The organism is Halomonas sp. KM072 (assembly GCF_050710315.1).
Taxonomy (GTDB): domain Bacteria; phylum Pseudomonadota; class Gammaproteobacteria; order Pseudomonadales; family Halomonadaceae; genus Vreelandella; species Vreelandella hamiltonii.
Genome location: NZ_CP136132.1, coordinates 301,175 through 324,820 on the forward strand (window position 1 = coordinate 301,175; position 23,646 = coordinate 324,820).

Annotated in this window: 27 protein-coding genes; 19 read left to right on the forward strand and 8 right to left on the reverse strand. The window is 62.8% G+C overall.

The window, feature by feature from the left end; genetic code table 11:
- Positions 1 to 39 precede the first annotated feature (39 nt).
- From ftsB to lpxL, 11 genes are all read left to right on the forward strand, one after another.
- Positions 40 to 405 (forward strand): cell division protein FtsB, encoded by a 366-nt coding sequence (gene ftsB, locus RVM26_RS01460; protein WP_016916293.1) that lies wholly within the window; start codon positions 40 to 42, stop codon positions 403 to 405.
- Complete coding sequence (gene ispD / locus RVM26_RS01465) at positions 402 to 1,127, forward strand: IspD/TarI family cytidylyltransferase (RefSeq protein ID WP_498940375.1); 726 nt, start codon at positions 402 to 404, stop codon at positions 1,125 to 1,127. Before ftsB ends, ispD begins: the two co-directional genes overlap by 4 nt.
- On the forward strand, positions 1,127 to 1,615 hold the full coding sequence (ispF, locus tag RVM26_RS01470; RefSeq protein ID WP_016916295.1) for a 2-C-methyl-D-erythritol 2,4-cyclodiphosphate synthase: 489 nt from the start codon (positions 1,127 to 1,129) through the stop codon (positions 1,613 to 1,615). The genes ispD and ispF overlap by 1 nt, the downstream gene beginning before the upstream one ends.
- The gene (gene truD / locus RVM26_RS01475; protein ID WP_498940377.1) at positions 1,608 to 2,648 is read left to right on the forward strand and encodes a tRNA pseudouridine(13) synthase TruD; all 1,041 of its coding nucleotides are present in this window, start codon (positions 1,608 to 1,610) and stop codon (positions 2,646 to 2,648) included. The genes ispF and truD overlap by 8 nt, the downstream gene beginning before the upstream one ends.
- Positions 2,649 to 2,669: 21 nt before the next feature.
- Positions 2,670 to 3,416: a 5'/3'-nucleotidase SurE gene (surE, locus tag RVM26_RS01480; RefSeq protein ID WP_498940379.1), complete on the forward strand. Its 747-nt coding sequence runs from the start codon at positions 2,670 to 2,672 to the stop codon at positions 3,414 to 3,416.
- A complete protein-coding gene (locus RVM26_RS01485) occupies positions 3,403 to 4,080 on the forward strand; it encodes a protein-L-isoaspartate(D-aspartate) O-methyltransferase (protein WP_016916298.1) in 678 nt (225 codons plus the stop codon). Before surE ends, RVM26_RS01485 begins: the two co-directional genes overlap by 14 nt.
- 38 nt (positions 4,081 to 4,118) lie before the next feature.
- Positions 4,119 to 5,030: a DUF368 domain-containing protein gene (locus tag RVM26_RS01490; RefSeq protein ID WP_498940381.1), complete on the forward strand. Its 912-nt coding sequence runs from the start codon at positions 4,119 to 4,121 to the stop codon at positions 5,028 to 5,030.
- A gap of 56 nt (positions 5,031 to 5,086) precedes the next feature.
- Positions 5,087 to 6,106 carry a M23 peptidase family protein gene (locus RVM26_RS01495; RefSeq protein WP_498940383.1) on the forward strand — a complete coding sequence of 340 codons (1,020 nt, stop codon included), beginning with the start codon at positions 5,087 to 5,089 and terminating at the stop codon, positions 6,104 to 6,106.
- A gap of 152 nt (positions 6,107 to 6,258) precedes the next feature.
- Positions 6,259 to 7,233 (forward strand): RNA polymerase sigma factor RpoS, encoded by a 975-nt coding sequence (rpoS, locus tag RVM26_RS01500; protein WP_498940385.1) that lies wholly within the window; start codon positions 6,259 to 6,261, stop codon positions 7,231 to 7,233.
- 200 nt (positions 7,234 to 7,433) lie between these two features.
- Positions 7,434 to 8,534 (forward strand): alanine racemase, encoded by a 1,101-nt coding sequence (gene alr, locus RVM26_RS01505; RefSeq protein WP_498940386.1) that lies wholly within the window; start codon positions 7,434 to 7,436, stop codon positions 8,532 to 8,534.
- A gap of 12 nt (positions 8,535 to 8,546) precedes the next feature.
- A complete protein-coding gene (lpxL, locus tag RVM26_RS01510) occupies positions 8,547 to 9,461 on the forward strand; it encodes a lysophospholipid acyltransferase family protein (protein ID WP_498940388.1) in 915 nt (304 codons plus the stop codon).
- Between the two features lie 92 nt (positions 9,462 to 9,553).
- Here lpxL and speD read toward each other — a convergent pair whose 3' ends face one another.
- The 4 genes from speD to RVM26_RS01530 form a co-directional block, all read right to left on the reverse strand.
- Complete coding sequence (speD, locus tag RVM26_RS01515; protein WP_016916304.1) at positions 9,554 to 10,348, reverse strand: adenosylmethionine decarboxylase; 795 nt, start codon at positions 10,346 to 10,348, stop codon at positions 9,554 to 9,556.
- Positions 10,349 to 10,576: 228 nt separating this feature from the next.
- Positions 10,577 to 10,996 (reverse strand): OsmC family protein, encoded by a 420-nt coding sequence (locus tag RVM26_RS01520; protein WP_498940391.1) that lies wholly within the window; start codon positions 10,994 to 10,996, stop codon positions 10,577 to 10,579.
- Positions 10,997 to 11,090: 94 nt separating this feature from the next.
- The gene (gene murU / locus RVM26_RS01525; RefSeq protein ID WP_498940392.1) at positions 11,091 to 11,753 is read right to left on the reverse strand and encodes a nucleotidyltransferase family protein; all 663 of its coding nucleotides are present in this window, start codon (positions 11,751 to 11,753) and stop codon (positions 11,091 to 11,093) included.
- Positions 11,750 to 12,760 carry an aminoglycoside phosphotransferase family protein gene (locus RVM26_RS01530; RefSeq protein WP_498940393.1) on the reverse strand — a complete coding sequence of 337 codons (1,011 nt, stop codon included), beginning with the start codon at positions 12,758 to 12,760 and terminating at the stop codon, positions 11,750 to 11,752. Before RVM26_RS01530 ends, murU begins: the two co-directional genes overlap by 4 nt.
- Positions 12,761 to 12,830: 70 nt before the next feature.
- Between RVM26_RS01530 and RVM26_RS01535 the strand changes: the two genes are divergently transcribed.
- Genes RVM26_RS01535 through apaG form a run of 5 tightly spaced genes read left to right on the forward strand, consistent with a single transcriptional unit; the run spans position 12,831 to position 18,622 of the window.
- Entirely contained in the window at positions 12,831 to 15,278 is a 2,448-nt protein-coding gene (locus tag RVM26_RS01535) for an LPS-assembly protein LptD (protein ID WP_498940394.1), read from the forward strand.
- 35 nt (positions 15,279 to 15,313) lie between these two features.
- Complete coding sequence (locus RVM26_RS01540; RefSeq protein WP_498940397.1) at positions 15,314 to 16,351, forward strand: peptidylprolyl isomerase family protein; 1,038 nt, start codon at positions 15,314 to 15,316, stop codon at positions 16,349 to 16,351.
- Positions 16,351 to 17,394 (forward strand): PdxA family dehydrogenase, encoded by a 1,044-nt coding sequence (pdxA, locus tag RVM26_RS01545; RefSeq protein ID WP_498940399.1) that lies wholly within the window; start codon positions 16,351 to 16,353, stop codon positions 17,392 to 17,394. The genes RVM26_RS01540 and pdxA overlap by 1 nt, the downstream gene beginning before the upstream one ends.
- 26 nt (positions 17,395 to 17,420) lie before the next feature.
- Complete coding sequence (rsmA, locus tag RVM26_RS01550; RefSeq protein WP_498940400.1) at positions 17,421 to 18,248, forward strand: ribosomal RNA small subunit methyltransferase A; 828 nt, start codon at positions 17,421 to 17,423, stop codon at positions 18,246 to 18,248.
- A complete protein-coding gene (apaG, locus tag RVM26_RS01555) occupies positions 18,245 to 18,622 on the forward strand; it encodes a Co2+/Mg2+ efflux facilitator ApaG/CorD (RefSeq protein ID WP_016916312.1) in 378 nt (125 codons plus the stop codon). Before rsmA ends, apaG begins: the two co-directional genes overlap by 4 nt.
- On the opposite strand, the gene RVM26_RS01560 is transcribed toward apaG, so the two are convergent.
- On the reverse strand, positions 18,596 to 18,733 hold the full coding sequence (locus RVM26_RS01560) for a hypothetical protein (protein WP_498940403.1): 138 nt from the start codon (positions 18,731 to 18,733) through the stop codon (positions 18,596 to 18,598). The genes apaG and RVM26_RS01560 overlap by 27 nt on opposite strands.
- A 201-nt stretch (positions 18,734 to 18,934) precedes the next feature.
- On the opposite strand from RVM26_RS01560, the gene RVM26_RS01565 reads away from it, so the two are divergent.
- Both RVM26_RS01565 and RVM26_RS01570 read left to right on the forward strand, forming a co-directional pair.
- Positions 18,935 to 19,750: a diadenosine tetraphosphatase gene (locus RVM26_RS01565; RefSeq protein ID WP_498940405.1), complete on the forward strand. Its 816-nt coding sequence runs from the start codon at positions 18,935 to 18,937 to the stop codon at positions 19,748 to 19,750.
- Positions 19,750 to 20,868: a tRNA nucleotidyltransferase/poly(A) polymerase-related protein gene (locus RVM26_RS01570; protein WP_498940407.1), complete on the forward strand. Its 1,119-nt coding sequence runs from the start codon at positions 19,750 to 19,752 to the stop codon at positions 20,866 to 20,868. Before RVM26_RS01565 ends, RVM26_RS01570 begins: the two co-directional genes overlap by 1 nt.
- On the opposite strand, the gene folK is transcribed toward RVM26_RS01570, so the two are convergent.
- On the reverse strand, positions 20,865 to 21,410 hold the full coding sequence (gene folK, locus RVM26_RS01575; protein ID WP_498940409.1) for a 2-amino-4-hydroxy-6-hydroxymethyldihydropteridine diphosphokinase: 546 nt from the start codon (positions 21,408 to 21,410) through the stop codon (positions 20,865 to 20,867). The genes RVM26_RS01570 and folK overlap by 4 nt on opposite strands.
- Complete coding sequence (gene folB / locus RVM26_RS01580) at positions 21,407 to 21,787, reverse strand: dihydroneopterin aldolase (protein ID WP_039175618.1); 381 nt, start codon at positions 21,785 to 21,787, stop codon at positions 21,407 to 21,409. The genes folK and folB overlap by 4 nt, the downstream gene beginning before the upstream one ends.
- A gap of 104 nt (positions 21,788 to 21,891) precedes the next feature.
- Here folB and RVM26_RS01585 point away from each other — a divergent pair, with 104 nt between their 5' ends.
- The gene (locus RVM26_RS01585) at positions 21,892 to 22,461 is read left to right on the forward strand and encodes a glycerol-3-phosphate acyltransferase (protein WP_039175619.1); all 570 of its coding nucleotides are present in this window, start codon (positions 21,892 to 21,894) and stop codon (positions 22,459 to 22,461) included.
- A 9-nt stretch (positions 22,462 to 22,470) separates the two neighbouring features.
- Here the strand turns inward: RVM26_RS01585 and tsaD are convergent, their stop codons facing one another.
- The gene (gene tsaD / locus RVM26_RS01590) at positions 22,471 to 23,526 is read right to left on the reverse strand and encodes a tRNA (adenosine(37)-N6)-threonylcarbamoyltransferase complex transferase subunit TsaD (RefSeq protein ID WP_498940412.1); all 1,056 of its coding nucleotides are present in this window, start codon (positions 23,524 to 23,526) and stop codon (positions 22,471 to 22,473) included.
- Positions 23,527 to 23,646: the final 120 nt, after the last annotated feature.

Sequence of the window (23,646 nt, forward strand, 5' to 3'; positions counted from 1 at the left end):
TAATGCGCGCCGCTCTGGCTTTTATACAGGAACACTCTCATGCACAGATGGCTCTTGGTGATACTGCTGGCAGTGCTTGGCCTGATGCAGTACCAACTGTGGCTGGGCAACGGCGGCTGGCGCGACCTTCAGCGGGTCGAAGAGCGTGTGGCTGAACAGGAGGCGGCCAATCAGCCCCTGCGCGAGCGTAACGCCCGACTGGCGGCCGAGGTCACGGATTTGAAAACCGGGCTGGCCGCCATCGAAGAGCGTGCACGCAGCGATATGGGCATGGTGCGTTCCGACGAGCAATTTTTCTGGGTGCCTGGTGTCGCCATCGAGAACGAGCTGCTGGGGATTCATGCGGGGTTGATCGCCCAGCCTGGCGTCATTCCACCGCGTGAGCGCGAAGGCGGTGAGCCATGAGTGAAACGCTCTGGCTGGTGGTGCCCGCCGCAGGGCAGGGCAAGCGCATGGGGGCTGATCGGCCCAAGCAGTATTTGTCGCTTGATGGGCAGCCGATCCTGGCCCATACCCTGGCCAGGCTAGCCCAGGCTTTTCCCGAGGCCCATCTGGTGCTCTGCCTGGATCGCGACGACGGCTGGTTCGACCCGCATAGCGTACCGTTCAAGCGCTGGCAGCGGGTCGATGGCGGCCAGGAGCGCATGCATAGTGTGCTCAACGCGCTGCGTGCCATTCCCGCTCGTGCGGATGACATCGTCATGGTGCATGACGTGGCGCGCCCCTGTATCACCCAGCAGGATTTGCTGGCGCTGCATGCGGCCATCCAGAGCCACTCGGCCGGTGCGCTGTTGGCCATGCCGGTGGCCGACACCATGAAGCGTGACCGAGGTGATCAGTGCAGCCTGCGCACCGAACCCCGCGACGGGCTGTGGCATGCGCTGACTCCGCAAGGCTTTCGTTACGCGCTGCTGGTGCGCGCCCTGGAGCAGGCTGTGCTGCACGGTACGCTGGTCACCGACGAAGCCTCTGCCGTCGAAGCATTGGGAGAAGCCCCGCGGCTGGTCAGCGGTCGTCGCGACAACCTGAAAGTGACCCACCCCGGCGATCTGGCGCTGGCGGGCGCCATCTTACACACTCAACAAGCCGCCGCGTCGATGGCGGATAACGGCAACAGGAGCGCCTAATGCGAATTGGCCATGGATTTGACGTGCATCGCTTTGGACCCGGCGACCATCTCATGATTGGAGGCGTCGTGCTGCCCTTCGAGCAGGGGTTTGTGGCGCACTCCGATGGGGATGTGCTGCTGCATGCCATCAGTGATGCGCTGCTGGGTGCCTGTGCGCTGGGCGATATCGGCCATCATTTCCCGGATACCGACCCCGCCTGGAAAGGCGCCGATAGCCGTGGACTGCTGCGTCACGTCATGTCGCTGGTGCGCCATGCCGGCTATGAGGTGGGCAATCTCGATGCCACTTTAATGGCGCAGGCCCCTAAAATGGCGCCTCATATCCAGGCCATGCGAACCGTCATTGCCCAGGATCTGGAAATCGCCCTGGGCCAGGTGAATGTCAAGGCCACCACCACCGAACGGCTGGGCTTTACCGGGCGGGGTGAAGGTATCGCTGCCGAGGCCGTGGTGCTGTTGACTCCGCGAGCGTCAGCGGATGCTTGAACTTCCTGATTGGCAGCGCAGCCTGACGGCCGATTTCGGCCCGCCCGCCCCAGGCCACTACCGCACCGCGCCGGAAGATTTTCGGGTCGACGAGCAGCTCGACTTCATCCCCGAAGGGCAGGGCGAGCACCTTTGGCTGCGGGTGGAGAAGCGCAACCTGACCACGCTGGAGGTGGTCAGGCAGCTCAGCCGACTATGCAGCGTGGGGCAACGCGATATCGGCTACTCAGGAATGAAAGACCGGGTCGCCGTCACGCGGCAGTGGCTCAGCGTACATCTGCCGGGGCGCCAAGCGCCGGAAGGGCTGGCAGGTGCCCTGGCCGAGCTGGGCATTCAGGTGCTGGAGCAGGCGCGCCACCCGCGCAAGCTGAAGCGCGGCGTGCACCGCACCAACCATTTTCAACTACGGCTCAGTGGCGACGCCGTGCAGCGGGAAGACTTTACCGCGCGTTGGGAAGCACTGTGCCGTCACGGCGTACCCAACTATTTTGGCCATCAGCGCTTTGGCGCGGGTGCCCGCAACTTGCAGCGAGCCCAGGCGGTGCTGGCCAAGGGCTGGCGCAAACGCGATGACCGCCAGGGCATGATGCTCTCCACCGCCCGCAGCTTTCTGTTCAACGAACTGCTCAGCGTGCGCTTGCAGGAGGGCAGTTGGTGCTGCCCGTTGGCAGGCGACACGCTGATGCTGGAAGGCACCCAGAGCGTGTTTGCCGTCGATTCAGTGGATGAGGCGCTGATCGAGCGGGCCGCCGCGATGGACCTTCACCCCACCGGGGTGTTGTGGGGCGTTGGTGAATTGGCGCAGGGGGCGGCGGCGAAGTATGAAACTCTGCTTCGGCAGCGGCATCCAGCGCTGTGTGAAGGGCTTGAAAAAAGTGGCGTCAAGCGAGCCCAGCGGGCCCTGCGCGCCTGCCTGATATCACCCAGCATCACCCATGAAGACAACGCTGTGCTACTCTCATTTGCCCTGCCGCGAGGCAGCTTTGCCACGGCGGTGATCGGCGAGTTGATCGACCACCCCGACACCGCCTGATGCACGTGTAAGGAGACCGACATGCGGCGACTGCTGCTTTCCAATGACGATGGCGTTCACGCCCCCGGCCTGAAGGCGCTGCATGATGCGCTCACGGCCCATGCGCACTTGCGCGTGGTTGCCCCTGACCGCGATCGTAGCGGGGCCAGCAATTCGCTGACACTGTCTCGGCCGCTGTCGCTGACCGCACTGGACAGCGGTTTCTATAGCGTCGATGGCACCCCGGCCGACTGCGTCTATCTGGGGGTGAATGGGCTGTGGGACGAACGGCCAGAGCTGGTCATCTCCGGCATCAATCATGGCAGCAACCTGGGCGATGACGTGCTCTACTCCGGGACGGTAGCCGCCGCCATGGAGGGTCGTAACCTGGGCATGACGGCCATCGCCATGTCGCTATGCGGCACCCAGCACTTCGCTACGGCCGCGCATGTGGCGGCCAGCCTGGTGGGGGCCGCCGACCGCCTTTCGTTGCCGCCGCGTACGCTGCTCAACGTCAATGTGCCCGATTTGCCCTGGGAAGCCATCAAAGGCGTCAAGGTCACTCGGCTAGGGTATCGCGGCCCCGCTGAAAAGCCCGTGCCGGTGCAAGACCCCCGTGGCCGCACGCGCTACTGGATTGCCCCGGTGGCGGCCAACGCCGATGATGGTGAAGATACCGATTTTGCGGCGGTCGAGGCGGGCTATGTCTCGATTACCCCGCTGCAAACTGACCTGACGCGCCACCCGGCGCGCCGTGATGTACAGGACTGGTTGGATGCCTTTGCCTGATCTATCGCCTGGCGAGTTGAGAGGGCGTGGTATGACCTCTCAGCGCACCCGAGATCGCATGATCGAACGGCTGCAGCAGCAGGGCGTACAGGATACGCGGGTGCTGGAGGTCATGGCCCGTGAGCCACGCCACTTGTTCGTGGACGAAGCACTGGCGCACCGCGCCTATGAAGACACCGCGTTGCCGATTGGTTTTGGACAGACCCTGTCGCAACCCCTGACCGTAGCGCGCATGACCGAGCTGGTCTTGAAGGCGTCGCCCCGGCGTGTGCTGGAGGTCGGAACGGGTTCCGGCTACCAAACGCTGATTCTGTCGCGCCTGGTCGACACTCTCTACTCCGTAGAGCGCATCCACGCGCTGCACGCGCGTGCGGCAGAGCGGCTGTGGCGGCTGGATGCTCCGGCGACTCTCGCCGTGGCCGATGGGGGCGAAGGGTGGCCGGAAGCCGCCCCTTTCGATGTGATTTTGCTCACTGCCTGTGCGCAAACGCTACCCCAGGCATTGCTTGAGCAGTTGACGCCAGAAGGCGCATTGATTGCGCCGCTGGAAGAGTCCGACGGCAGCCAATGGCTGACCCAGGTCAAGCGCATTGGCTGTGCATTTGAAAAGCGCCGGCTCGAACCCGTGCGCTTTGTTCCCCTGTTGCAAGGAGTTGTGGATTGAAGCGTCGAGCGATAGAACTTTTTTTCAAAGGCGCTGGCATGGGAGCCGCCGATGCCGTTCCCGGAGTGTCCGGTGGCACCATTGCGTTCATTACCGGTATCTATGAAGAGCTGATCAACACCATCAAACAGTTTGGCCCCAGCGCCCTGGGGGCCTGGCGTCATGGTGGGCTGCGCGGGCTTTATGTCCACCTCAACCTGGCCTTCCTGACGCCTCTGCTGGCCGGTGTCGCCATCAGCCTGTTCAGCGTCGCGCACTTGGCGCTTTGGCTCATGGAGGCCCAGCCGCTGTTGCTGCAAGGCTTCTTTTTCGGGCTGGTGGCGGCCTCGGGGCTGGTCGTCGGCCAGGCGGGGGAGCGCTGGAAAATAGCCTATCTGCTGCCGCTCGCCCTGGGGTTGCTGCTGGCTCAACTGCTGCCGGGCATGATGCCGCTGGTGTTGATGATCGGTAATGAAGCGATGGTCGTGGTGGTCGCCGGCGCCATCGCCATCAGCGCCATGCTGCTGCCGGGCGTGTCGGGGAGTTTTCTATTGCTCACCATGGGCCTCTACGGCACCATCATGGGCGCGATTCGCAGCTTCGACCTGGGGATCATCATCCTGTTCGGCATGGGTTGCCTGCTGGGTCTTGCCCTGTCCTCACGACTACTGTCATGGCTATTGAAACGCTATCATGGGGCAACCCTGCAGCTGCTGCTGGGGTTTATCGTCGGTTCGTTGCCGGTTCTCTGGCCCTGGCGTGAGCTGTTACGCTACCAGCTGGGTTCGGAGGGGCAAATGATACCGCTGGCCTATCGCTATCTGTTACCCAGCGACTACGCCGTGCTGACCGGCGAGTCCGCGCAGGTCGCTGGTGTCGTATCGTTGATGGTCTTTGGAGCACTGCTGGTCGTATTATTGAATCGTCGCGCAGTGACGCATTCCTCACGCTCAACAACCCCGAGCCATTGAGCGGGAATCGAATCATCGAGTGTGAGCGCACGGCATTGAAAAGGAGTAGGGATTGCATGCGTAAGGTTTTTATCGTGTCGGTGTTGGCGCTGGCGATCAGCGGCTGTGCCAACCAACAGCAGGGTACGCCACAGGTACGCGATTTGAGTGAAGCCCGTCGCGTGGTTGAAAATACCCCTCAGTACACCGTCAAGGCAGGCGATACCCTGTACGGTATTGCTTGGCAGCACAACCTGGATTACCGCCAGTTGGCGGCCTTGAACAACATCAGCCCGCCTTATCAGATTCAGCCGGGGCAGACCATCGCCCTGCGCGAAGGCGCGGGTGCCAGCACGGCCCCCAGTCAGGCACCTGCCACGGCGTCGCGGGGTGTGGTGGCCACTGGGTTACAGCCTCAGGCCACGGCCGTTGCCAGTAACGAGCAGGAACTGGACTGGCTGTTGCCCGATGAGAGCGCCATCGAGCGTAACCAGCGCCTGACGGCGGAGCCTCGCGCCGTGGAAGCTGCGCAGCAGGTGGCTGCCAATACGGCGCCGTCAGAACCGCCTGCATCGGCTGCTGCTGAGCCGCCGTCTGAACCTGCCGCCGAGCCCGAGCCGGCTCCCGAGCCCGCGCCCGCCGCAACGCCAGAGCCAACGCCTGCGGCGCAGCCTGCTCAGGCCGCTCGCCCGGATCGCTCCTCGCGTACCTTCACGCCTGTCGATAATGTCGACTGGCGCTGGCCTACCGATGGAGAGATTACCGGTGAGTTTGGTCAGGGTGGGAGCATTACTGCCGGGATTGATATCGCGGGGCAAAAGGGGCAACCTGTGCGAGCGGCAGGCCCCGGTATCGTGGTGTACGCGGGCAGCGGTGTGCGTGGCTACGGTAACCTGATATTGTTGAAGCACAACGATCAATACCTCAGCGCCTACGCACACAACGACAGTTTAAGTGTCAAAGAGAACGATGTTGTCGAGGCCGGTGAGGTCATTGCCACCATGGGCGATAGCGACGCAGATAGTGTCAAGCTGCATTTTGAGGTGCGCCGCGATGGCCAGCCACAGAATCCACTCGACTATTTGCCCGCTCGCTAGGCACCACGCTCTGAAGGTAACGTATTAGCTTGATCAAGGTAACCCGGACAGCTAACTAAGGCGTCATATAACAATAAGGTGCACGCGCACAGGGAGTGCGACCACCCGGACTTTTTCGAATGGCGGATAGGTGAGACAACGGGGGTATGACCATGAGTATGCTGGAGAAGGACCTACAGGAGATCGACCTCGACGAGGTTGGGGAAGCGCTGGACGAGGCCGATGACGATGCCACGGCTGAGGAGGCAGAGTTCGAGAAAGCGCTGGGTCGGGACGACCGCCAATCCACTCAGAGCCTCGACGCTACCCAGATCTACCTCAATGAAATCGGCTTTTCGCCGCTATTGACGCCGGAAGAAGAGGTCTATTACGGACGTCTGGCGCGCAAGGGCGATGCCCTTGGGCGCTCGCGGATGATCGAGTCCAACCTGCGGTTGGTGGTCAAGATTGCCCGACGCTATTTGAATCGAGGTTTGACGCTGCTGGATTTGATAGAAGAGGGCAACCTCGGGCTGATCCGCGCGGTGGAAAAGTTCGACCCCGAGCGGGGTTTTCGCTTCTCCACTTATGCCACCTGGTGGATTCGGCAAACCATCGAGCGCGCTTTGATGAATCAGACGCGCACCATTCGTCTGCCGATTCATGTGGTCAAGGAGCTGAACATCTATCTGCGTGCCGCCCGTGAGTTGACCCAGAAGCTCGACCACGAAGCCACCGCAGAAGAGATTGCCGAGCATCTCGACAAGCCGGTCGAGACCGTCAAGAAGATGCTGGGGCTCAACGAACGTGTTTCCTCGGTGGATTACCCAATGGGCGGCGAGAGCGACAAGCCACTCATCGATACCCTGACCGATGATGATGTGCTGGGTCCGGAAGCATGTCTGGTGGATGGAGACGTGCGCGAGCATGTCGACCACTGGTTGGACGAGCTCAGCGAGAAACAGCGCGAGGTGGTGGTGCGTCGCTTTGGCCTGCGTGGGCATGAAGCCGCCACGCTGGAGGAAGTGGGTGCCGAAATCGGTCTGACCCGCGAGCGTGTTCGTCAGATCCAGGTAGAAGCGTTAAAGAAGTTGCGACGCTCGCTGGAAAAACAGGGGCTTTCTCTGGATTCGATTTTCGAGGCGTAGCCTCGTCGAAGCCACTTGGCCCGGCCAGCACGTTCGACATGCTAGTCTACAGCGCACCGAGCATTTCACTCGGTGCGCTGTTTTTGATAGCCAGCCTGTCTGGCAATCGGGTAACGCCCGCTAAACCCATATCCGTTCGCTAGCCGTGCGGATTATCAGCACCGCGCTGTCGTACGAGCGCTCTGATAAGTGAGATAGCCATGCGCCCGTTAGTGGCCCATATTGACCTGGACGCGCTGCGTCACAATTACCAGCTGGCCTGCCGCTGCGCGCCTCAGAGCCGCTCGGTCGCCGTCATCAAGGCCGATGCCTATGGCCACGGTGCGCTGGCCTGTGCCAACGCCCTGGAAGCCGAGGTGCCTGCGTTTGCGGTGGCCTGTATCGAAGAAGCACTGAGCCTGCGTGAAGGCGGCATCAAGGCCCCCATCATCCTGTTGGAAGGTATCTTTACCGCTGACGAGCTGGCGCTGGTCGACCATCATGGCCTGTGGATCAGCGTGCACAGCCATTGGCAGGTAGAGGCGCTTTTGGCCTATGCCCCGCAGCGGCCGATTCCCGTCTGGTTGAAGGTCGATTCCGGCATGCACCGGCTGGGATTCTCTCCTCAGGAGGCGCCTGCGGTATGGCAGCGTCTGCACAGTGCCCCACAGGTCACGGCGCTGCACCTGATGAGCCACTTCGCCAACGCCGATGCCCAGGATGCCAGCTACTTCGAACACCAGATGGGCGTCTTGCAGGCCCTGGCGGCAACGCTGAAAGCACCGCTTTGCCTGGCCAATTCACCTGCCACCCTGGCTCGGCCAGTCGCCCATGGCGACTGGAATCGGCCGGGTATCATGCTGTATGGCAGTGACCCCCTGGAAGTGGCCAGCGAGCTGACCCGCCAGCTGCGCCCGGTGATGACGCTGCGCTCGGAAATCATCGCCCTGCGTGAGCTGGCCGTCGGCGAACTAGTGGGCTACAGCGGACGCTGGAAGGCCCCACGCCCCTCTAAAATTGCCGTAGTCGCCGCAGGTTATGGCGATGGCTATGACCGCCACGCGGTGGATGGCACTCCCGTATTGGTGAACGGCCAGCGCTGCCCCATTGCCGGTAAGGTCTCGATGGATATGCTGACGGTGGACGTTACCGACGTGCCTGATGCCGCGATTGGCAGTGAAGTGGTGCTCTGGGGCACTGCTAGCAATGGCAGTGTGCTGCCGGTGGACGAGGTGGCCCGCTACTGCGATACCATCAGCTATACGCTGCTGACCGGTGTGCTTCCCAGGGCTCCTCGGCGCTATCATGGGGCTCACGTTTAAACGGTTATCTGTATGTCAAAAGCGTCTTATCCGCGCTCCTTTGCGCACCCTCGCTACTGGCCGACATGGCTGGCGATTGGTCTAATGTATGTGGCCGCGTGGCTCCCCTGGCGGTTGAAGCTATGGGTAGGTAAAGCGATTGGCCTGCTGGCGTGGCGCTTCGTGAAGCGTCGTCGGCACATTACCGCCACGAACATCGCGCTCTGCTTTCCCGAGAAAAGCGCCGAGCAGCAGCGCCAGCTGGTCAAGGAAACCTTCATTGCCAACGGTATCGGGCTGGTGGAAACCGCCACCGGCTGGTGTCGCGATGCCGAAGGCCTGCGTCATCGCGTGGCCTATCATGGCCAGGAGCACCTGGCCCATGCCAAAGCTCAGGGCAAGGGCGTGCTGGTGGTCGGTATTCACTTCTCGACGCTGGATCTGGGTGGCGCGCTGCACTCGCTGTTTTTCCCGGCGGACGTGGTCTATCGCCCCCATAACAACCCGCTGTTCGAACGCTTCATGACCCGGGCACGCTCGCGCATTTTTGGCCAGGCCATCGACCGTCACGACCTGCGTGGCGTGGTGCGGCGGATCAAGGCGGGGCATATCGTATGGTACTCCCCGGACCAGGATTTCGGTCGCGATGTCAGCGTCTTCGCTCCGCTGTTTGGGCAGCAGGCGGCCACCATTCGCCTGACGGCCAAGATCGCCCGCATGACCGGAGCGCCGGTGGTACCGCTGATGTTTCACCGCAATCCGGACAACCGTACCTACACCATCGAATGTCTGCCCGCCTTCGAAGGCTTCCCCAGCGGCGATGAAGTGGCCGATGCCACCCGAGTGAACGAATTCATCGAACGGGCCATTCGCAAGCACCCCGAGCAGTACCTGTGGCTGCACCGGCGCTTCAAGACGCGCCCTGAAGGCGACGCCGGGTTTTACTAGCGCAGCCTGGGGTTGGCGCATGAACGAGCATGAAAAAAGCCGCCCGAAAGGGCGGCTTTGCGTTGTGCCAGCGGAAACTTTTGCCCGCAACCTCAGTCGAGATTGCGCGAGTAGAAGATTTCCAGCATCTCTTTGCGCAGACGGCCTTCGATATCGCGGGCTTCTTCGAAGGTGATGTCGCGGCGCGACGTGCCGAACAGGTAGTTGTCCAGCTCGAAGTCCTTGAGCAGCATCTTGGTGTGGAACATGTTTTCCTGATACACGTTCACATCGATCATCTGGTAGGCCTGCTTGGTATCTTCTGCCAGATAGTCCTGAATCGAGGTGATATCGTGATCGATGAACAGCTTCTTGCCATCGACGTCACGGGTGAAACCGCGCACGCGGTAGTCCATGGTGACGATGTCGGAGTCGAAGCTGTGGATCAGGTAGTTCAGCGCTTTCAATGGGCTGATATGCCCACAGGTGGATACATCGATATCCAGACGGAAGGTGCTGATGCCGTTGTCGGGGTGCGACTCGGGGTAGCTGTGTACCGTCACATGGCTTTTGTCCAGGTGGGCCACGACCGTTTCCGGCAGCGGGCCAGGTCCTGGCTCGGTTTGCCCTGGCGTCGGGTCATCCAGCTCGTGCTCGGCAATCAGAATGGTCACACTCGCGCCATGCGGCTCATAATCCTGACGCGAGATGTTCAGTACATGAGCGCCAATGATGTTGGTGACGTCTTTCAGGATCTGCGTCAAACGTTCGGCGTTGTAAAGCTCATCGATATAGTCGATATAAGCCGCACGCTGCTCTTCGGTTTTGGCGTAACAGATGTCGTAAATATTGAAGCTCAAAGAGCTGGTCAGGTTGTTGAACCCGTGGAGTCGGAGATTATCTGACACTTCCGAACCTCCCTATGGCAGATGAGGACACCCCGACGAGCCAGCGCCGGAACCGACAAACACTTGTCACCGTGCTAACGCAGCCGCCGTGAAGACGACCCCGCACTACGCAGTAAAGGGAAAAACAAGCGGGCGTATTATGCCCGCCCAGGGCGTGGCTTGCATCCAGCCACGCCATTTTTTTTGATGCTGCAGCGTCACCCGCGTGGCCAGCCGACCCATGACGGCTCAAGCTTCGCGGATCTCATAGGAGTGAGTGATGTCGACACCGCCTTTGACCAGCATGATCGACGCGCTGCAGTACTTCTCGGCCGACAGCTCCACGGCACGCTGGACCTGCTTCTCTTTCAGGCCGCGACCAGTGACCACGAAGTGGACGTGGATCTTGGTGAAGACGGCGGGGACTTCATCGGCGCGCTCGGCGTCCAGCTCGGCAACGCAGTCGGTGACCTCTGCGCGGGCCTTATCAAGAATGTTCAAGATATCAAAGGCGGTGCAACTGCCCATGCCCATCAACAGCATTTCCATCGGCCGAGGGCCGGTGTTGCGACCGCCGTGGTCGGGTGGGCCATCAATCACAACGCTGTGTCCGCTACCGGATTCCGCCACAAACTGGCGGCCATCGGTCCATTTTACCTGTGCTTTCACGTTGCTCTCCTCATCTTGGCGACGAAAGGTAAGTCGCGCAGCATAACATTTCTAGAAGGCAACGCACGGCTTCATCGTGCGCTGCCAGCTGGTATCAGGCTGAGTGAAGGTGCCTATCAAGCTCGGCCAGTCGTTCAGGCGTGCCCACATCGACCCAGTGGCCCGCAAAGTGCTCGCCGCTAACGCGGTGCTCTGCCATGGCCCGTTTCAGTAGTGGGGCCAGGGCGAAGGCGCCGGCAGGTTCAAAGGCGACCAGTTCAGGGCGTATCAAACTGATGCCTGCAAAGGTGAAGCGAGCCTCCCCGTGTGGTGAAACGCGCCCCTGGCGAAGTGAAAAATCGCCTTCAGGGTGATGGGCAGGGTTATCCACCAATACCAGATGCGCCAAATCACCTGCTGCCAGCGTGGAAGCACTCGGTAGGTAGTCACACCACACATCACCATTGACCAGTAAGAACGGCGCATCGCCCAGCAGCGGTAGTGCCTGTTGAATACCACCGCCGGTCTCAAGCGGGCTAGCCTCCTGGCTCCAGTGAATGCGCATTTGGTAGGCCGAGCCATCGCCCAGTGCAGAGATAATTTGCTCGGCACGGTAGCTCACGTTAATGACCACTTCATTAATGCCTGCACGCTTTAAACGCTCCAAGTGGTGCACGATCAGCGGTTTGCCCGCCACGGGCAGCAATGGTTTAGGGCAGTGGTCGGTGAGCGGGCGCATCCGTTTGCCCAGGCCTGCCGCCAAAATCATCGCCTTCATGGCGCGTCCTCTTCCAGGCGCTGCATGATCGCCGGGCGCAGCACGCCCGTTACCCACTCGGCAAACGTGCGATGTTCAGGCAGGGCCGCCAGGCTATCTTCCAGGTGATCGAGGAAGTGGGGCAGGCGGGCCAGGTAGCCCTGCTTGGCGTCGCGTAGCGTCAATCGGCAGAAGATGCCCAGTACCTTGAGCGAACGTTGGGCTGCCATGGCATGGCACTGGACCAGAAAGTCCGCTTCCGAGGTGGTGCGGAGCAGTCGCCCCTCCTGGCGAGCCTGCTGGTAGAATAGCGATACCAGCTCGGCAAACTGGCTGGCGCTGAAACGGCAGTAACGCCCCCGCAGCAGCGAGATCAGGTCGTAGCTGAGCGGGCCAGCCACGGCATCCTGAAAGTCGATCATCGTCAGTTGCTGATCCTGGCACATGAGGTTCATGGCATCGAAGTCCCGATGTACGCTGACCACGGGCTGTGCCAGCGCGCTATGGATCAACGCCTGACGCAGCGCGGGCCACGACTCGGGGGCGGTCAGCCCTAGCCAACGTTCCAGGCACCATTCGGGGAACAGGTCGAGTTCACGCCCCAGCAGCGCCTCATCGTAGGCGGGTAGCGCAGCAGGGTCGGCACGATTCTGCAACTGAGCAATCAGCGCCATCGCTTCAAGGTGGCGCTGGCGGGTGCTGTCAGGGTCCGTGAAGGTGTCCTGAAGCGGGGTGTCGCCCAGATCCTCCAGCAGCAGGAAGCCTTCGTCGAGGTCGCTGGCATAGATGCAGGGGACCGCTAGCCCGGCGGCATGCCAGCGTTTGCCGATGGCCACGAAAGGCGCCGAGTCCTCCTGGGCGGGCGGCGCGTCCATGACGATGCGTGTGCTGCCATCGGGGAGCGTGAGGCGAAAATAGCGCCGAAAACTGGCGTCGCCGCCCGCCGGTGCCAATTGAATATGCGCGGGCGCGAGGCCATGATGCTGCGCTGCCCACTGGGTGAGGGCGTCGATCCTGGAAGAGGACATGCAAGCTCCTTGCTGGTCGGGCATGATGCGGGCTGTATAATACCGATTCTGGATGCCAAGGATAACGAACATGGGCAAGCGAATCTCGCGCACCACTCCGGTTGCGCAAACGCTGTTGGGCAGTGTGCTCGCCGGTGCCTCGCTGTCAGCGGTGGCTCAGGGCCAGCCGCTGTCGGCTGACGCGCTGGACTGGCAGCCCTGGGGGCAGGACGAAGCACGTCAACAGCTGTGTCGTGGGCGCTATGTGATGCCCGACTATCGTTTGTCCGCGCAAGAGAACCCGGAAACGCTCTCGGTGGAAACCGATGAAGCGGATTATGCCGCGGATGGCGAAGCGTTGCTGCGCGGCGATGTGGTCTTGCGTCGCGGCAATACCGAACTGCAGGCCGATCAGGTATTTCTCCCGGCGGACCGCCAACGCGTCGATGCCGAAGGTGATCTGGTCATCCGCGACGGTCAGGCCATGGTGCGTGGTGAACAGGCCACGCTGATGCTCAATGAAGATCGCGCCTCGCTGCGCAATAGCCATTACGTGCTCTATGAGCAGCACCTGCGCGGTCAGGCCAGTCAACTGGAGCAAACCGGAGAAGAGCAGTATCGCCTGCGCGATGCCACCTTCACTACCTGTGATCCGGGTGCCAACAGCTGGCAACTGGTGGGTAGCGATATCCAGTTGAACCAGGCCACCGGATTCGGCACGGCACGCCACGCGCGCCTGCAGGTCAAGGACGTACCGATTTTCTACTGGCCCTGGCTGCGTTTTCCCATCGATGACCGCCGCCACACGGGGCTGCTGTCGCCCACGCTGAGCTTCTCCAGTGACGGCTTTGACTATGTTCAGCCGTTTTACTGGAACATTGCGCCTAACCATGACGCCACCATTACACCGCGCTGGATGTCGGACCGTGGGCTGCTGCTCAATGGCGAGTATCGCTACCTGTTCGAGCAAAGCCAGGGGATCGTGGAGGGTGGTTTCCTGGGCAGCGATGGTGGCAGCAGCACCGGAGACAATCGCTTCGAAGGCGAAGAGCGCTGGTACATCGATGCGCAGCACGCCGGTGCCTTGGCCCCGCGCAGCGACTATCAATTGCGCTACGGAGCGGCCAGCGATGGGCGCTATTTCGACGACTTTGGGGGTGAGTTCGGCAGCGGTGATCGGGTCAGCATGGAGCGCCTGGCGCAGGTGGACTACCGCGGCGAGCGCTGGCAGCTGGACGCCAGGGCCCAGGGGTTTCAGCGCCTGGAAGACCCGCTCAGCGATACCGATCGCCCTTTCTACCGCCTGCCCAGCCTGACCGCCAACTCGGACTGGCAGCTGGGCAGCGGGTTTTATACCCAGTGGCGCTCCAACGCGACCTATTTCTGGCGTGACGTGGACGAACGGCGGGTCCCCGAGCGGGAAGCCGCCATTGGTACCCGCCTGCACCTGACCCCCAGCGTGGGCTGGCGCTATGAGCAGCCCTGGGGCTATATCGAACCGCGCAGCGAGCTGTGGCATACCGCCTACGAACTGGATTACGGCGACCGTATCACGGACCGCGATACGTCGCCCTCGCGTAGCGTCGCCATCACCTCCATCGACGGTGGGCTGGTCTTCGAGCGTGAGCTTGAGCTGGGCGGGCGTGACTATCGCCAGACTCTCGAGCCCCGTATCAACTACGCCTACGTGCCGCGTACCAACCAGACCCAGCTGCCGGACTTCGATAGCCGTGAACGGGCGTTCTCCTGGGATCAGCTCTGGTCCCCGCACCGCTTCTCGGGGGCTGACCGGGTCGGTGATCTGAATCGCGTCTCGTTGGGCGTGCAGTCCCGGTTGATCGAAGACAGCGCCGGACGTGATCGTTTGACGCTGGGCGTTGGCCAGAGCCTCTATTTCGCCGAGCGGCGTATCGACAGTGACGGTGACCCGAGCACGCTGCCGCCGCGTCCGGAGGATGCTCCCAATGCCAATCCGCTGAGCCGCTATCAGGCCACGCGAGACCGCTCACCGCTGGTGACCCGTCTGGACTGGCAGATCAACGACCGCTGGAGCACGGGCTATGAATGGCTCTACGACGACGAGCGTGAGCAGACCGAACGCTCCAGTGTCGATGTACGTTATCGCCATCCGGACGGCCACGTAGTGAACCTTGGCTACCGCTGGGAGATCGAAGGGTTCGATCCTTCCGTGGTGCCCGGCGACGACGGCTTCCGCGACTACAGTCGTGAAGAGTGGGACCTGTCGCTGGCCTGGAAAGCCAGCCCAAGGATTGATTTGATTGGCCGCTACCTGCACGATCAAACCAACGATCGTCCTCTGGAGCAGTTGGCGGGCTTGCAGTGGAACGACTGCTGCTACGGTGTACAGCTTGTCTGGCGGGAGTGGATAGACGACAACGATACCGCCAGAGTGGAAGACGACTTTAGTGACCGTGGGCTGTTCTTGCGCTTTGTCTTCCGTGGTCTTGGCGGTGTTGGTCAACAGGCCGACAGCTACTTTGAGCAGGCGATCCCTGGCTACCGCCCCACACCCCTTTAACGATCACCTTGAATGGCGACTGAAAGAGACTTTTTATGACGATCAGAAAGACCCTGCGGACCCGCAAGCTCTCCCAGCGGGCAAGACTGCTTTCGGCGGGCACCATGATGACCCTGTGCCTGGGTGCTGGTGCTGCCCTGGTACCGTTGAGCGTTCAGGCCCAGAGCTTCGAATCCGCGCAGCGTCAGCCGCTGGATAGCGTCGTGGCCGTTGTCAACGATGGTGTCATCATGCGCAGTGAGCTGAACGACCGCATCGCGCAAATCGAACAGCAGGCGGCCGCTCAAGGCGGGCAACTGCCGCCCCGCAGCCAGTTGGCCCAGCAGGTGCTGGAGCGCATGGTGATGGACGAAATTCAGCTGCAGATGGCCAGCCGCGCCAACCTGAGCGTGGACGACACCGAGCTTAACCGTCAGCTGCGTACCATTGCCGAGTCCAATGGCATGAGCCTGGATCAGTTTGCCGATGCCGTGGAAGCCGATGGCATGAGTCTGGCCAGCGTGCGTGAGGAAATACGGCGCGAAATGCTGATGCGCCAGGTGCAGCAGCGTCAGATCAGCCAGCGGGTTTCCGTGTCGGACCGGGAAGTGGAGCGTTTTCTCGAGCAGCAGCCCTCTCAGCAGGGCCAGTCGTTCCTCGAAGAGACCCGTGCGCGCCACGTGCTGGTCGAGCTGACGCCCACCCGTGACGAAGCGCAAGCGCGTAGCCGCGCAGAGCAGGCTCGCCAGCGCCTGCAGCGGGGCGAAGACTTTGCCACCGTTGCCCGTGAACTCAGCGATGACCGGGGAAGCGGCATGAACGGTGGCGACCTGGGTTGGGTGCGCCCCGGCCAGACGGTGCCTGCCTTCGAAGAGGCCATGAACTCGCTCGGCCCCAACCAGCTGTCCGAGCCGGTGCGCTCGCAGTTTGGCTACCACGTGATCGAAGTGCTGGAGCGTCGTCGTCAGGACGTGACCGAAGAGAGCCGTCGCGAGCAGGTGCGCCAGGCCATCTTCCAGCGTCGTGCCAATGAAGAGCTGGAAGTATGGCAGCGTGAAATTCGCGAACAGGCCTTTGTGGACATTCGCCTGTAATGTCGCTGCCGCTGCTGATCACCACCGGGGAGCCCGCCGGTATCGGCCCCGAGCTGACGCTGATGCTGGCGGCCCAGGGGCGTCTGAACAACACCGTGGCGGTAGGTGACCCGACGCTGCTCGCCCAGCGGGCGGCGTTGCTCGCGCTCACGGTGGAGATCGTGGTCGCCGAGCCGGGCAGCCAGCAGGTCTCCTCGCCAGGGCGCCTGGTGGTGTGGCCGGTCGCCTTGCGCGCACCGGCCACGCCCGGCGTGCTGGACTCTGCCAATGCAGGCTATGTGCTGGACACCCTGCAGACGGCAGTGGAGGCCTGCCTGGCGGGACACGCGGCGGCCATGGTGACTGCCCCGCTGCACAAGGGCGTGATCATCGAAGGCGGCTACCCGCACTTCACGGGCCACACCGAGTGGCTGCGTGACGCCTGCGGCGTGGATGAGGTGGTCATGCTGTTGGCCACGGACGCTGCGCTGCACGCCACGTCGCCACAGTGGCAGGGCGAAAGCGACCTGCGGGTTGCTCTGGTGACCACCCATCTGCCGCTGCGCGATGTGGCGGATGCCATCACCGGCGAGCGCATCGCGCGCATCAGCCGCCTGCTGGTGGCGGACCTGCAGCGTCAATTCGGCATTGCCCAGCCTCGGGTGGCGGTATGTGGGCTCAACCCCCATGCGGGTGAAGATGGCCACCTGGGCCGCGAAGAGCTGGAAATCATCACGCCCACCCTGCAGGCGCTGCGTGCCGAGGGCCTGAACGTGGAAGGCCCGTTTCCGGCCGATACCCTGTTTACCCCACGCCATCTGGCGGGGGTCGATGCGGTACTGGCGATGTATCACGACCAGGGCCTGGCAGTGCTAAAATACGCAGGCTTTGGTCAGGCTGCCAACATCACCCTGGGGCTGCCGCTGGTACGCACCTCGGTAGACCATGGCACGGCGCTGGACCTGGCAGGCCGCGGCATTGCCAACCCCTCCAGCCTGGGCGTGGCGGTGGCACTCGCCCAGCGGCTGGCCACCCAGCGTGCCTCCTCTCAGGCCGCCCCATGAATCAACCCTCCAAGGAACACTGTTAGATGTCTCAAGTGCCCCAGCAGCACCGTGCTCGTAAACGCTTCGGTCAAAACTTTCTCCGTGATCTCGGGATCATTTCACGGATTGTCCGTGCCATCGGGCCGCGTGAAGGCGATCGGCTGGTCGAAATCGGTCCCGGCCAGGGTGCGCTCACTGCTCCCTTGCTGGAAGCTACCGGCAAGCTGGAAGTCATCGAGCTGGATAGAGATCTGATTCCGGGGTTGCGGGTGCAGTTTTTCAACTACCCCGAATTCGTGATTCACGAAGGCGACGCACTGAAGTTCGATTTTGCCGCCCTCAAGGGCGACGGTCAGCCGCTGCGCGTGGTGGGGAATCTGCCTTACAACATTTCGACGCCGCTGATCGTGCACCTGCTGACCATGGGGCCAGCCATCGCCGATATGCACTTCATGCTGCAAAAAGAGGTGGTGGAGCGCCTGGCGGCCGAGCCCGGCAGCACCGATTGGGGGCGGCTCTCGGTGATGGCGCAGTATTACTGTCAGGTGGACCAGCTGTTCATCGTGCCACCGGAAGCCTTCGTGCCCCGTCCCAAGGTCGATTCCGCCATCGTGCGGCTGACGCCCCATGCATCGCTACCCCAGGTGGCCGATGATCCGGTCCTGCTTTTCGAGCTGGTCAAGCTGGCCTTTGGGCAGCGCCGCAAGACGCTGCGCAACAACCTGAAGGGGCGGGTCAGTGCGGAGGCCCTGGAAGCGTTGGGCATCGACCCTGCCCGGCGCCCGCAAACCCTGACCGTGGCGGAATACGTGACCATCGCCAATCATGTTGCTGCCAATGAGGACGTGGAACAGCGGAGTGGTGACGCGTGAGCGGGCTGGAGATCGAGGTCAGCGTCACGCCAGAGTTTCAGGACGCCGAGTCGAGTGCCAGCGAGGCCCGCTACGTGTTCAGCTACACCGTGACGGTGCACAACCAGAGCCCCCATAGCGTGCAGCTGATGGCACGCTACTGGAAAATCACCCAGGGCAATGGCGACAGCCAGGAAGTGCGCGGCAAGGGCGTGGTGGGTCAGCAGCCGCTGATTGGCCCGGGGCAACGGTTCCGCTATACCAGCCGAGCGATACTGCAAACCCCGGTAGGTGTCATGGAGGGTGCTTACACCTTGTTGAACACCTACACCCAGCGGGCGTTCGATGTGCCCGTCTCGCCCTTTCGGTTAGCGGTGCCCCGCCAGCTGCATTGACACCTCACCTAGCGCGACCAACGTGCCACCCGTGATCAGGGTGAAGGTCTTGAGCGCATCGCGCCGGGTAAGACGCAGGCGCGCGTCGTCGGGCAAGGCAGAGGCAGGCATGGCGGGGCATCCTTGTGGTGGCCAGTCGTGCGCGAATCGCACCCCCGGTGGTTGTCAGGGCTTGGCAGATAGGCCTGCCAAGGGTTGCCGAGTCGCTAACGTTATAGTGGGATATGCACGGCGATTGCTCCAGCGGTTTATGCGTGGCCACCGATACGGCCCCGCGATGCCAACATTGAATCAGTCAACAGGCCTTTACCCATGAGCACTTATGTCATTGGCGACCTGCATGGATGTCATGCCGAGTTTGTCGCCTTGCTGGATAAAATCAGCTTTGATCCCGCCCGCGATACGCTCTGGCTGGTGGGCGATTTGATCAACCGGGGGCCTGGCTCCCTGGCCTGCCTGCAGGAAGTGAAAGCGCTGGGCAGCGCCGCACGCAGCGTGCTGGGGAACCACGATTTCCACCTGCTGGTGGTGGCACGGGGGGGCGGCAAGCTCAAGCGCCACGACACGCTGGACGACATTCTGTCTTCGCCCCACCGTGACGATTTGCTGGACTGGCTGCAAAGCCTTCCTCTTGCGGTACAGGCCGATAACACGCTGATGACCCACGCCGGGCTGCTGCCCAGTTGGAGTGCCGAACAGGCGCTGGCACTGAGCGGAGAGGTACAAGCAGCGCTGGGCAGCGAGCAGGCGGGAGCTTTCCTGCGCCAACTGTTCGGCAATCAGCCTGACCGCTTCCACGACCAGCTCGAAGGCATGGACAGGCTGCGCTGCATCGTCAATGTGTTCACTCGGATGCGCTTCATCGATACCCAGGAGCGGCTCGATTTTGCTGCCAAGGAGGGGTTGGATAGCGCGCCTGCGGGCTTTGCGCCCTGGTTCCAGTTTCCCCGTGCCGACGATCTGCGCCTGCTGTTTGGCCACTGGGCAGCGTTGGAGGGGCGTACCCCCGGCGCGAAGGTGGATGTGCACGGGATCGATACCGGGTGCGTGTGGGGCGGTTCGCTGAGTGCGCTGGTGCTGGAGAGCGGCCAGCGTGTCAGTGTGCCCAGCCAGCAGGGAGGCCGCTGATGTTTCAGCTGGATGCATACACCCAAGGGCTGGAGGTCTACCGCGTGGGTGGGGCCGTGCGGGACGAGCTGTTGGGATGGCCCGTGGTGGATCACGACTGGGTGGTGGTGGGGGCAACCCCCGAAATGATGCAGCAGCGTGGATTCAAACCCGTCGGGCGCGATTTTCCGGTGTTCCTGCACCCGGCTACCCAGGAGGAGTATGCGCTGGCGCGTACCGAGCGCAAGTCGGGCCACGGGTATGGCGGGTTCGAGGTGCACGCCAGCCCCGACGTGACGCTGGAAGAGGATCTCTCCCGTCGGGATCTGACCATCAATGCCATCGCCCAGGCGGCGGATGGGCATTTGACCGACCCTTATCACGGCCAGCGGGACATCCAGCAGCGCTGGCTTCGCCATGTCTCCCCCGCCTTCAGTGAAGACCCCTTGCGCGTACTGCGTACTGCGCGTTTTTTAGCCCGCTATGCCTCCATGGGCTTTGCCGTTGCTCCGGATACCCTGGCCCTGATGCGCGCGGTCAGCCGCAGCGGAGAGCTGGCGCATCTGGCAGCCGAGCGCGTGTGGGTCGAGACCGAGAAGGCGCTGGCCGAACCCAGCCCCGAGTGCTATTTCACGACCCTGGCCGCGTGTGATGCGTTGGCGGCGTGGTGGCCTGAGCTGGCAGCGAAGGCGTGTCTGGCCCAGGCCCTGGAGGCCATGCAGGCAGCTCCCGAACAGCGCGAGCCGCCGCTGGCGCACTGGCGCTATGCGCTGCTGGTGTCGGTGCTGAGTGAGCCACAGCGCGAAGCCCTGGCCGTGCGTTTGAAGTTGCCCAATAGCGTTGCGCAGCTGGCACGCCATGCCGCCTCGACCAAGGCGCTGCTGGCAGCCCCGCTGGAAGCCGAGAAAGTGCTGTGCTGGCTGGAGCGTCTGGATGGCTGGCGCAAGCCTGCCCAGGTCAGCGCGCAATTGCAGTTGCTGGAGCGGCTTGCGCCGGCCTTGCGCCCCGTTCTGGAGGCGGCCTGGCAAGCCGCCTGCGCGGTCAGCCCTCAGGTGTTGATGGGGGAAGGCTACCGAGGGGCAGCCTTGGGAGAAGCGCTGCGTCAACGGCGGCGCGAGGCCGTGGCCGCAGCGCTTTAGCGCGCGTGGACCTTGCGCGGCAAGGGGTCGGCCTGGGAAACGAAGCGCCCCTGCCACTGAAAGTCGATGGCCCACAGCCGCTGACGACCCAGGGTGAAACGCTGCCACAGCGTGGCATAAGGCGTATGGCAGCGGGGGTGCCGTTCGTCGGGCAGCAGCTCGGCCAAGGGTTGCAGTACGAACGCGTTCTGGGTGATTTCAGCCCGCGGCAGGGCCACGTCATCTATCACGCCGCAGGCGTCCCCTACGGTCAGCAGATCGATATCCAGGGCGCGTGGGCTGCACTTGACCATGTCGGGCGTCCGCCCATGGGCCATTTCCAATGCTTTGGACCAAGCCTGCAGTCTGGCCACGGACCAGTCGCTATGGAACGCCACCACCAGGTTGTAGAAATTGCGGCTATCCTTGAAGCCTACGGGTTCGCTCTCGAAAATGCGCGATATCTGCAGTTCGCCAAACGTCTCTGCCAGGGCATCCAGGCACAGGCGGATGTGCTTTTCCGGGGCGATATTGCTGCCCAGGCTCAGTGTCACCAGACTCATGGGTCGCTATCCTTGCGGTTTTTTGGCAGGCTGCCACGGGTGATTTCCAACCCGACACTGGCTGCTTGAGGCACCGCGCCGGGCTTGCGCACACGCATGTGCAGCCAGCTGATCGGGAACTCGTGCTGCAAACTGGCGGCCAGCCGCTCGGCAAAGGTTTCGACCAGCGCAAACTGATGCTCGTCGGCGAACTGCTGGATTCGCTGGCAGATCGCGGCATAATCGAGAGTCAGGCGCAAATCATCGGTGGCGGCGGCAGGCCGGATGTCCGTGGCCAGGGAGAGATCCAGGCTCAGCGATTGCGTGATGGTGCGCTCCCAATCGTATACGCCAATCACGGTTTCTACGGTGAGTGCTTCAATCAATATGCGGTCCACAGGCCATTCCCCAGCGTCGACAAGCGGGCGATTGTACTGGAGGACGACCATAAACGACAGTTCAGGCGGCGGCGCTGGCTGATGATGGGCAGGGTGAGCAGGGGATGCTGTGGATCGTCATGGGGTACTTGAGCGGCAGTTGGCTGGCGGCGGTGAGCGTCTGCCGTTGGGCAGGCGTGGCCGATCCGCGCTTTTGCGGTTCCTGTAACCCCGGGTTTTCCAACGTGTTACGGCTGTATGGCCCTCGGCTGGCGGCGGCCACCCTGGCGTTGGATGCCTTGAAGGCGGTGCCGGTGGTCTTGGCTGCCAAGTGGCTGGCCTTGCCGATTATGTGGCAGGGTCTGGTAGGGCTGGCGGTGCTGCTGGGCCACAGCTTCCCGCTCTGGTATGGGTTTCGAGGCGGCAAGGCCGTCGCCAGCGCCTTCGGGGTGTTGCTGGTGCTGGTGCCCAGCGTCGCACTGCTCAGCGCTGCCATCTGGGCGTTGATGGCATGGCGGTTGGGTACCGCCGCGCTGGCGTCGGTTGCGAGCGCGCTGTTGGCGCCCCTGCTGTGCGCCTGGCTGGCGCCTGACTATATGATCGTGGTGGGCGGGTTCAGCCTGCTGGTGCTGACCCGTCATGTGCTCAATATTCGTCGTTGGCGGCAGGGGGAAGAGCCCCCGCTGCGCAAATAGGCCAACGGCTTATCGGGTGGTGCTGAGGGGCGCTGTCAGCGTGTCCAGTGGCCAGCGTGGTGTAGCCTGCATGATACCGCTGTCGTCGCGCTCTCCTGCCGCCAGACGCTGGGCGCCCACATAGGCAATCATGGCACCATTGTCGGTGCAGAAGCGCCCACGTGGGTAATAGGCCCGGGCCAGGCGCTTTTGGGTCTCCAGGGCCAGGCGCTCGCGCAGCCGCGTATTGGCACTCACACCACCCGCCATCACGATGCGTTTCAGGCCGGTCTCGTCCAGGGCTCGGCGGCATTTGATGACCAGCGTATCCACGACGGCCTCTTCGAAGGCGCGTGCCACGTCGGCTTTGGCCTGTTCGTCCAGCTCGCCTGCGGCTTCCAGCTGGCGAATCGTCGTCAAGGTGTGGGTCTTCAGGCCTGAAAAGCTGAAGTCGAGCCCGGGGCGGTCGGTCATGGGGCGCGGGAAGCGAAAGCGCTTAGGGTCGCCCTGTTCGGCCAGCTTGGCCACCAGCGGGCCGCCTGGGTACGCCAGGCCCAGCATCTTGGCGGCCTTGTCGAAGGCCTCACCGGCCGCATCGTCTACCGATTCGCCCAGGAGTCGATAGCAACCCAGCCCCTGTACTTCCACCAGCTGGGTGTGGCCGCCGGAGACCAGCAGGGCCACGAAGGGAAAGGCAGGAGCCTCCTCCTCCAGCATGGGCGCCAGCAGGTGGCCTTCCATGTGATGCACCCCCAATACGGGAATGTTCAGCGCCCTGGCCATGCCATGGGCGGTGCTGGCACCGACCATCAGCGCACCCACCAATCCCGGGCCCGCCGTATAGGCGATGCCGTCCAGGTCGTGGCGAGAAAGATGGGCCTCTTTCAATACCTGTTCGATGAGCGGCAGCAGCTTGCGTGTGTGATCCCGAGAGGCCAGTTCGGGCACCACGCCGCCATAGTCGGCGTGCATGGCGATCTGGCTGTACAGGGCATCGGCCAGCAGACCCTGGCCGCCAGTGTAGGCCGTGTCGTAAATGGCGACGCCGGTTTCGTCGCAGGATGTCTCGATGCCCAGTACACGCATGGCAAAAGCACTCATCTGATTGAAAAGGCAGGTACTCGAAACCGACTAGTCTAGCATTGTCGTGCCCGCTGGGCGTAAGCATTTGCAAAGATGGCCAACCACGACTAGACTACTGTGCGC